The organism is Streptomyces sp. NPDC054842 (assembly GCF_053611025.1).
On record NZ_JBSGZN010000028.1, the window covers coordinates 104,119 to 113,138 of the forward strand.

A 9,020-nucleotide genomic window follows, 5' to 3' on the forward strand; every position below is an offset into this window, starting at 1 on the left:
ATACGCATGAGGGACCACCTTCACGGCGAGAACGCCCCCCACCCCGAGGTCTGGACGGGACGCGCGAGGAACCGCGTCCAGTGGCTGCCGGCCCTCGGTGGTGCCGCCTGTCTGGCGCTCGGTATCGAGCTGGCCGTCGACTCCGCATGGACCTCGGACAGCGCGCCGCTGATGATGTCCGTCGTCGGATGCATCGCGGCGGGACTGCTCATCCTGTTCGGCACGCTCGCCTTCGTGCACGTGGCCGTGCGGGTCGACAAGGACTGCCTGGAGGTGCGCTGCGGCCACATCGGCCTGCCGCGCCGCCGCATCCCCCTGTCGCACGTGGTCACGGCGGACTTCGCGCCGCAGGTCACCCCGCGCCAGTGGGGCGGCTGGGGATACCGGTGGCGTCCCGAGAAGGGGACGGCGGTCATCGTCCGGCGCGGTGAGGGAGTCGTCCTGCGCCTCGGTGACGGTCACACCTTCACGATCACCGTCGACAACGCGGAGGCGGCCGTACGGATCATCCGTGACCGGCTGCGTCCAGGGACGCCCGCGGCGCCCTGACGCCCACGGCCTCCGCCGGAGGGTCCGCAGGGCCCGGAGGGCGCCTTGAGGCCCTCACCGGGCCGTCTCCGGGCCGCTTCCTCACAACGCCGGCTCCCGCGACCGCTCCCCGGCGTCGTCCCTCTCCTCCGCCAGTGGTCGCGCGGTGGCGATGCCCGCCAGCAGACCCGCACCGGCCGTCACCGTCGTGAAGCTCAGCGCGTTCCCGACCGCCGCGATGGCGGCCAGCGCCGTCAGGGCCGCCCCCGCGCTGAGCGCCACCGGCGTCGACCGCGGCGAGCGCCACAGCGCGTACAGGACCCAGCCGAACGCCACGGCCAGCAGCGTCACGCCGACCACGCCCTGTTCCGCCGCCTGCTGGAAGGCCGCGGAGTGCGGTTTGCCGTCCGGCAGGGGCGACAGCACGGCGGTGGGGCTCAGCTCGCCGAAGCGGCCGGGGCCGGCGCCCAGCCCCGGGTCCCGGCTCACCATGGCGAGCGCGTCCCGCCACAGCAGCACCCGGTGCTCGGTGAGCTGACCCTCCAGGGCGGTGGTCGGCCCGTCCGGCAGCTTGTCCTCGGCCATGGCCCAGGTGATGCCCGTGACCAGTGCCGCCGCGAGCGCGAGACCGGCCAGCCCCGGGGCCCGGTGGCGCAGGCGGGCGGCCGCCAGCGAGCACAGCAGCACCCCGGCACTGGCGACGAAACCCGTCGTCGAGCCGACGAGGAGCGCGGCGAGCGTCGTCGCCGCGGCCAGCGAGAGCAGGGCCAGGCGCGGTCCGGAGGAGCGGGCGGCCCAGCCCGCGCAGCACGCGGCGCCCGCGGACAGGGTCAGCAGCGCGGCGGTCGCCCCGGTGTGCCCGAGCGGGGACAGCGGGGCGGGGGCGGTCGTGATCTGCGGCGCGGCGAGCGCGAGACCGAGACCGGCCAGGGCTCCCGCGCAGGGGGCGGCGACCGGGAGCAGCGCGCCGCAGATGCGTCCTGAGGCGTATCCGGCGGCCAGTGCGAGGACGGCCAGAAGTACACCCTCCGGCCGGCCGTCGTGTGCTGTTGCCGTGACGAGGGCCCAGCCGGCGCAGGCGGCGAGCACGATCATGCCCGTGGCGTCCGAGGTGCCGCGTCTCTCGCCCGCGGCGGACGCGCCGGCCGCGGACTCCGTCCCCGTGGACCCCACCCCGTCGCCCCCCGACCCGTGACGCCCCCCGGCCGCCGATACCGCCTCCGGTCGCACGTCAGAGGCGTGGGCACACCGTAACGGCTGATGTGCCGTTTGTGGACGAGTTGCGCAGAAACGTTGCGCCCGAGGGGGCCCGGCCGCCTCCGGGGGGCGCCGACCGTGCTGTCGGGGCCCAGGTCACGCGCCGTAGACTCGCCGGGTGACCGCGACCGCAACCTCCGTGGACGAGCCGGAACAGCTCGGACCCCAGGCCCTGCCCGTCTCCCGCGGCGCCCTGTGGGCGCGGCGGCTCGTTCCGTCCGCCGCCGCGGCGCTCGCCGGAGTCCTGCTCTACGTCAGTTTTCCGCCACGCACCCTGTGGTGGCTCGCCCTGCCGGCCTTCGCCGTGTTCGCCTGGACCCTGCGCGGTCGCACGTGGAAGCGGGCCCTCGGCCTCGGCTACCTCTTCGGCCTCGGCTTCCTGCTGCCGCTGCTGGTGTGGACCGGCGTGGAGGTCGGCCCCGGCCCGTGGCTGGCGCTGGTCGTGGTGGAAGCGGTGTTCGTCGCGCTCGTCGGCGCCGGCATCGCGGCGGTCTCGAAGCTTCCCGGGTGGCCCCTGTGGGCGGCGGCCCTGTGGACGGCGGGAGAGGCGGCACGCGCGCGGGTGCCCTTCGGCGGCTTCCCCTGGGGCAAGATCGCCTTCGGCCAGGCCGACGGCGTCTTCCTCCCCCTGGCCGCCCTCGGCGGCACCCCGGTCCTCGGGTTCGGCGTCGTGCTCTGCGGCTTCGGGCTGTACGAGGTCGTCCGCCAGGTGGCCGAGCGACGCGGCACCGGTGCCGTACGGCGCGGGGCGGCCGTGGTGGCCCTGCTGAGCGTGGCCCTCCCGGTCGCCGGGGCGCTGGCCGCGCGGCTCCTCGTCAGTGACACGGCGGAGGACGGCACGGCCACCGTGGCCGTGGTCCAGGGCAACGTGCCGCGCGCGGGACTCGACTTCAACGCCCAGCGGCGCGCCGTCCTCGACCACCACGTGCGCGAGACCGAGCGGCTGGCCGCCGAGGTCAGGGCGGGCAAGGTGGCCCGGCCCGACTTCGTGCTGTGGCCGGAGAACTCCTCCGACATCGACCCGTTCGCCAACCCCGACGCCCGCGCCGTGATCGACCGGGCGGCCCGGGCGATCGGCGCCCCTGTCTCGGTGGGCGGTGTCGTCGAACGCGACGGCAGGCTCTACAACGAGCAGATCCTGTGGGACCCGGACAAGGGACCCGTCGACACGTACGACAAGCGGCAGGTCCAGCCGTTCGGCGAATACCTGCCGCTGCGCTCGCTCCTCGGCGCCATCAACGGCGACTGGACGTCCATGGTGCGCCAGGACTTCAGCCGCGGCACCGAGCCGGGCGTGTTCACCATGGCGGGCACCCAGGTCGGTCTCGCCACCTGCTACGAGGCCGCCTTCGACTGGGCGGTGCGCGACACGGTGACCGGCGGCGCCCAGATCATCTCGGTGCCGAGCAACAACGCCACCTTCGACCGCAGCGAGATGACCTACCAGCAGCTCGCCATGTCGCGGGTCCGGGCGGTGGAGCACAGCCGCACGGTCACGGTCCCGGTGACCAGCGGCGTCAGCGCCGTGATCATGCCGGACGGGCGGATCACCCAGCGGACCGGGATGTTCGTCGCGGACTCGCTGGTCCAGAAGGTGCCGCTGCGTTCCTCCCAGACACCCGCGACCCGCCTCGGGATCCTGCCCGAGACGGTCCTCGTGGCGCTCGCGCTGGGCGGACTCGGCTGGGCCGCCGCCTCGACGGCCCGCGCCCGACGCGGCAGCGGCCTGTAGCCCGGCGGCCACCGGCGCCCGGGAGGGGACGCGGCGGGGCCGTTAGGGTCGCTCCATGGCTACCCCTGACTTCATCCGCACGATCCGCGCCTCCGCCGGCCGGCAGCTCCTCTGGCTCCCCGGCGTCACCGCCCTCGTCTTCGACGACGAGGGCAGGGTGCTGCTGGGGCGCCGCACCGACACCCGCAAGTGGGCGGTCATCGGCGGCATCCCGGAACCGGGCGAGCAGCCCGCGGCCTGCGCGGTGCGGGAGGTCCTCGAGGAGACGGCGGTGCACTGCGTCGTCGAGCGCGTCGTGCTCGTGCAGGCGCTGGAACCGGTGACCTACGCCAACGGGGACACGTGCCAGTACATGGACATCACCTTCCGGTGCCGTGCCGTCGGCGGTGAGGCCCGCGTCAACGACGACGAGTCGCTCGACGTCGGCTGGTTCGACGTGGACGCCCTGCCCGAGCTCAACGAGTTCGGACTGTTCCGGATCAAGCAGGCGCTGTCGGACGCACCCACGTGGTTCGACCCCATGACCTGAGGGCGAAGTATGGGTGGCGGCCATATCGGGAGGGGTGCGGGCGCTGCCTAGGGTCGAGACATGACCGCGCTCAGTGCCCTTCCGGGTCTCCACACCCCGCCTCTCGACCTCGGCGGCCGCACCGCCCTCGTCACCGGCGCCGCGAGCGGCATCGGCCGTGCCTGCGCGCTGCGTCTCGCCGGAGCCGGCGCCGAGGTGAGAGCGGTCGACCGCGACGCGGCGGGCCTGGACACCCTCACCGAGCAGGCCGCGGGACTGGCGGGCACCGTCGAGTCCCACGTGCTCGACCTCACCGACCTGGACGCGGCGGAACTCGCCGCCGCGGGCACCGACGTGCTGGTCAACAACGCCGGGCTGCAACTCGTCCGCCCGATCGAGGAGTTCCCGCCCGACGTCTTCCACACCGTCCTCACGGTGATGCTGGAGGCGCCGTTCCGGCTGATCCGCGGAGCCCTGCCCCACATGTACGGGCAGGGATGGGGCCGCATCGTCAACATCTCGTCGGTGCACGGGCTGCGGGCCTCCGCGTTCAAGTCGGCGTACGTGTCCGCCAAGCACGGCCTCGAAGGACTGTCCAAGACCGCCGCCCTGGAGGGCGCCCCCCATGGAGTCACCTCCAACTGTGTGAACCCCGCCTATGTGCGCACCCCACTGGTCGAGAAGCAGCTCGCCGACCAGGCGCGGGCGCACGGCATCCCCGAGGAGCAGGTCCTCACCGACATCCTGCTGCGGGACAGCGCCGTCAAGCGCCTCATCGAACCGTCGGAGGTCGCCGAGGCCGTCGCCTACCTGTGCAGCCCGCAGGCCTCCTACGTCACCGGCACGTCCCTGGCCCTGGACGGCGGCTGGACCGCCCACTGATGCGCCGGCCGCCGAGTTGTCCACAGGGCTGGCGGCGCCGGCCCGCCGACAGGTAATCCTGTGAGCATGTCCCGCGATCACGTGCAGTCCGCCGAGCGCCCCGCCGCCGCCGAGGCGCCCTTCCTGGAGCTCCTGGCCCGCGGCGCGTCCGCCGACGCGTACGAGCAGCCGGTCCTGCTGGCCCGCGCCGAGGGCCGCTCCGCCGAGCGCGTCGCCGCGCTGGAGCAGGCGAAGCGGCTGGCGCTGCGCGTGCGCTCCGAGATGGAGGGGAGGCGCCGCCGCGAGGCGGAGCTGTCCGCCCTCTTCGAGACAGCCCACGACCTGGCGGGACTGCGCGACCTCGACGCCGTGCTCCAGGCCATCGTCCAGCGGGCCCGGTCCCTCCTCGGCACGGACATCGCGTACCTGAGCCTGAACGACCCGGCCAGGGGCGACACCTACATGCGGGTCACCGAGGGCTCGGTCGCCGCACGCTTCCAGCAGCTGCGCCTCGGCATGGGGGAGGGGCTCGGCGGACTCGTCGCGCAGACCGCCCGCCCCTACGTCACCGACGACTACTTCGCCGACGACCGCTTCCAGCACACCCAGAGCATCGACACCGGCGTGCGGGACGAGGGCCTCGTCGCGATCCTCGGCGTGCCGCTGATGATCGGGCCCCACGTGATCGGGGTGCTGTTCGCGGCGGACCGGCGCGCCCGCGTCTTCGAGCGGGAGCAGATCGCCCTGCTCGGCTCGTTCGCCGCCCTGGCCGCGGCGGCCATCGACACCGCCAACCTGCTCACCGAGACTCGCTCGGCCCTGGACCGGCTCGGCCGCGCCAACGAGATCATCCAGGACCGCAGCGCGGTGATCGAGCGCGCCTCGGACGTCCACGACCGCCTCGCCGAACTCGTACTGCGCGGAGGCGGGGTCCACGACGTGGCGGCCGCGGTGTCCGAGGTCCTCGACGGCACCGTGGAGTTCGCCGAGGCCGGCACCACCCCCGACGCGGCCCTGGAGGCGTCCCGCGCGGAGGGCCACGCCGTACGCCGCGGCGCCGACTGGATCGCCGCGGTGACGGCGGGCGGCGAACTGCTGGGCGCCCTCGTGCTGCGGGGCCAGCCCGGTCTCGACCCCGTCGACCAGCGCACCCTGGAACGCGCGGCGATGGTGACGTCCCTGCTGCTGCTCGCCAGACGCTCGGCCGCCGAGGCCGAACAGCGGGTCCGGGGCGAGCTGCTGGACGACCTGCTGGACTCCCGCGACCGCGACCCGCGCCTGCTGCGCGACCGGGCGGCCCGGCTGCACGCCGACCTCGACGCCGTCCACGTGGTCCTCGCCGCCCGTCTCGGCGGCACCCCGGCCGACGCCGACCAGGAGGCCGAGGCCCGCCGGCGTCTGTGGTCCGCCGCCTCCCACCTCGCCGGCACCCGGCGCGGTCTGGCCGCCGCCCGCGACGGCGGCACCGTCCTGCTGCTCCCCCTGGAACCGGGCGACACCGCGACCGACCTGGCCCGCCGCACCGCCGCGCACCTCGGCACGGCCGTCCACGACGCCGTCACGGTCGGCGCCTCCCCGCCCGTCGAGAACCTCGCGGCCCGTCCCGAAGCCGTGGCGGCGGCCTACGCGGAGGCGCAGCGGTCCCTGGAGGCGCTGCGGCTGCTCGGCCGCGCGGGCGACGGCGCGGCCGCCGAGGACTTCGGCTTCCTGGGGCTGCTGCTCGCCGGGGACCGGGACATCTCCGGCTTCGTCGAGCGGACCATCGGACAGGTCGTGGCGTACGACGAGCGGCGCGGCACCGATCTGCTGCGGACCGTCGACGCGTATTTCGCCTGCGGCATGAGCCCGGCGCGCACCAAGGACGAGCTGCACGTGCACGTGAACACGGTCGCGCAGCGGCTGGAGCGCGTGGGCAGGCTGCTCGGGGACGACTGGCAGAGCCCGTCCCGCGCGCTGGAGATCCAACTCGCGCTCCGCCTGCACCGGTTGTCGTCGGCGGCACAGCACTGACCCTCGTACGACGGTGCGTACGAGGGCCGGTGCCGTGCGGTGGCGTCAGACGGTCCGCGCGTCCGCGGGCGGGGCCACCGGGGCGGGCTCCGCGTCGGAGGGCGAGGCCACGTCGGCCAGGTCCCGGTGCCGGGTCTCCTTCGCGACCCCCACCGCGACGAGCGTCAGGAGGACCGCCGCGATCACGTACAGCGCGATCGGGGTGGAGTCGTCGTACTCGGCGAGCAGGGCGGTCGCGATGAGCGGTGCGGGCGCGCCGGCCGCGACGGAGGCGAACTGGGCGCCGATGGAGGCTCCCGAGTAGCGCATCCGGGTCGCGAACATCTCGGAGAAGAAGGCCGCCTGGGGCGCGTACATGGCCCCGTGGAACACCAGGCCGACGGTCACGGCCAGGATGAGGTTGCCGAACCCGCCGGTGTCGATCAGCCGGAAGAAGGGGAACATCCACAGCCCGACCCCGGCCGCGCCCAGCAGATAGACGGGGCGGCGGCCGACGCGGTCCGAGAGGGCGCCCCAGGCGGGGATGACGGCGAAGTGCACGGCGGAGGCGATCAGCACCGCGTTGAGCGCCGTCTGCTTGGAGACACCGGCGGACGTGGTCGCGTACACCAGGATGAAGGCGGTGATCACGTAGTAGCTGATGTTCTCCGCCATGCGGGCGCCCATCGCCACCAGCACGTCCCGCCAGTGATGGCGCAGCACGGAGACCAGCGGCATCTTCTCGGGCTCGGACGCCGAGGCGCTCGCCGCTTCCGCCGCCTTGCGGGCCTCGGCCTGGGCCAACGCCTCCTTGAACACCGGCGATTCGTCGACAGACAGACGAATCCACAAACCGACCATCACCAGGACGCCCGAGAGCAGGAACGGGATGCGCCAGCCCCAGGAGCCGAAGGCGCCGTCCGACAGCGTGGCGGTCAGGAGCGAGAGCACACCGGTGGCCAGGAGCTGGCCCGCGGGCGCTCCCGTCTGCGGCCAGGACGCCCAGAAACCGCGCCGTTTCGCGTCCCCGTGCTCCGACACCAGCAGTACGGCGCCGCCCCATTCGCCGCCGAGCGCGAAGCCCTGGACGAGGCGCAGCACGGTCAGCAGGACCGGTGCCGCGACGCCGATGGTGCCGTAGGTGGGCAGCAGGCCGATCGCGAAGGTCGCGCCGCCCATCAGCAGCAGGCTCAGCACCAGCAGCTTCTTGCGGCCGAGGCGGTCACCGTAGTGTCCGAAGACGAGCGCGCCGATCGGCCGTGCCGCGAACCCGACGGCGTAGGTCAGGAACGAGAGCAGCGTTCCGACGAGCGGTTCGGAGTTGGGGAAGAACAGCTCGTTGAAGACGAGGGCGGCGGCCGATCCGTAGAGGAAGAAGTCGTACCACTCGATGGTGGTGCCGATGAGGCTGGCGGCGACGATGCGCTTGAGACTGGAGGGTGTCGGGGGAGCCGATGCTGCGGAGGCCATGTGCGCCACTTCCTCGTGTGCGGTGGGGACGGGTACGTGTGGCACACCGTAGGAACATGCAGGTCAGGCTCACATGTGGTGGGACAACATAGTTCCGGGCGGCCCTATGCGTCCGGCCACCATGCTGACCCAGGGAAGGGCGGTTCAGGGGCCGGAATGGGCGCTGCACCCCCTCGTCGGCTCGGGGAGGGAACGGCTGCCGCCGGGTGCTCAGCGGAGGTCCGGCCGGCGTCGGGGTGGCGAGAGCTGGTAGGCGGAGCCGATGTGACCAGGTAACGTCTTGCCCATGTTCTTCCAGACGCCGATTCACGAGTGAGAGTGTGATGGGCCCCTGCTGACGTCCTCCGATGTCGCCGCGCCCGTCCCCCACCGATGAATCCGTAGACACTTCACCACATCCGGGAGAACCCGTGAGCAAGAACATCAACAACCCCGTGGGCATGGGCGGCGGCCAGCGCAAGAAGCTGTCCCGCGCCGAACGGCAGAACAACGGCCCGCACCGCAACCTCGACCGCCGGAGTGCCGCGGACCAGAAGGCGGAGCTGGTGCGCAAGATGCGCGAGAAGACGGGCGCGGCCGAGGACGCCGGGCAGACGGGCGACGACACCGCGAAGAGCTGACGCACCGGCAGCGCAAGCCGGCACCGCACGTGGCAGGGCCCGGACCGCGACACGC

The 9,020-nt window shown here is 73.6% G+C and carries 8 protein-coding genes; 6 read left to right on the top strand and 2 right to left on the bottom strand.

All coding sequences use genetic code 11. From position 1 onward, the window contains the following. Positions 1–6: 6 nt before the first annotated feature. On the top strand, positions 7–549 hold the full coding sequence (locus tag ACWGIS_RS22445) for a hypothetical protein (protein WP_453364222.1): 543 nt from the start codon (positions 7–9) through the stop codon (positions 547–549). A gap of 81 nt (positions 550–630) precedes the next feature. Here ACWGIS_RS22445 and ACWGIS_RS22450 read toward each other — a convergent pair whose 3' ends face one another. After that, positions 631–1,701 carry an O-antigen ligase family protein gene (locus ACWGIS_RS22450; protein WP_453364223.1) on the bottom strand — a complete coding sequence of 357 codons (1,071 nt, stop codon included), beginning with the start codon at positions 1,699–1,701 and terminating at the stop codon, positions 631–633. 202 nt (positions 1,702–1,903) lie between these two features. On the opposite strand from ACWGIS_RS22450, the gene lnt reads away from it, so the two are divergent. From lnt to ACWGIS_RS22470, 4 genes are all read left to right on the top strand, one after another. Beyond that, positions 1,904–3,517 (top strand): apolipoprotein N-acyltransferase, encoded by a 1,614-nt coding sequence (gene lnt, locus ACWGIS_RS22455; protein WP_453364224.1) that lies wholly within the window; start codon positions 1,904–1,906, stop codon positions 3,515–3,517. A 55-nt stretch (positions 3,518–3,572) separates the two neighbouring features. Continuing rightward, positions 3,573–4,046, top strand: coding sequence for an NUDIX hydrolase (locus tag ACWGIS_RS22460; protein WP_453364225.1), 474 nt, complete (start codon positions 3,573–3,575; stop codon positions 4,044–4,046). Positions 4,047–4,106: 60 nt separating this feature from the next. Next, the gene (locus ACWGIS_RS22465; protein WP_453364226.1) at positions 4,107–4,907 is read left to right on the top strand and encodes a 3-hydroxybutyrate dehydrogenase; all 801 of its coding nucleotides are present in this window, start codon (positions 4,107–4,109) and stop codon (positions 4,905–4,907) included. A 66-nt stretch (positions 4,908–4,973) separates the two neighbouring features. Then, the gene (locus ACWGIS_RS22470; protein WP_453364227.1) at positions 4,974–6,896 is read left to right on the top strand and encodes a helix-turn-helix domain-containing protein; all 1,923 of its coding nucleotides are present in this window, start codon (positions 4,974–4,976) and stop codon (positions 6,894–6,896) included. 45 nt (positions 6,897–6,941) lie between these two features. Here ACWGIS_RS22470 and ACWGIS_RS22475 read toward each other — a convergent pair whose 3' ends face one another. Beyond that, the gene (locus tag ACWGIS_RS22475) at positions 6,942–8,345 is read right to left on the bottom strand and encodes an MFS transporter (RefSeq protein ID WP_453364228.1); all 1,404 of its coding nucleotides are present in this window, start codon (positions 8,343–8,345) and stop codon (positions 6,942–6,944) included. Between the two features lie 410 nt (positions 8,346–8,755). On the opposite strand from ACWGIS_RS22475, the gene ACWGIS_RS22480 reads away from it, so the two are divergent. Continuing rightward, positions 8,756–8,965 (top strand): DUF6243 family protein, encoded by a 210-nt coding sequence (locus ACWGIS_RS22480; protein ID WP_453364229.1) that lies wholly within the window; start codon positions 8,756–8,758, stop codon positions 8,963–8,965. Positions 8,966–9,020 lie beyond the last annotated feature (55 nt).

Coding starts and splice junctions, on each gene's coding strand:
- ACWGIS_RS22470 (WP_453364227.1), top strand. CDS start 4,974: ATGTCCCGCGATCACGTGCAGTCCGCCGAGCGCCCCGCCGCCGCCGAG.
- ACWGIS_RS22475 (WP_453364228.1), bottom strand. CDS start 8,345: ATGGCCTCCGCAGCATCGGCTCCCCCGACACCCTCCAGTCTCAAGCGC.
- ACWGIS_RS22465 (WP_453364226.1), top strand. CDS start 4,107: ATGACCGCGCTCAGTGCCCTTCCGGGTCTCCACACCCCGCCTCTCGAC.
- ACWGIS_RS22460 (WP_453364225.1), top strand. CDS start 3,573: ATGGCTACCCCTGACTTCATCCGCACGATCCGCGCCTCCGCCGGCCGG.
- ACWGIS_RS22445 (WP_453364222.1), top strand. CDS start 7: ATGAGGGACCACCTTCACGGCGAGAACGCCCCCCACCCCGAGGTCTGG.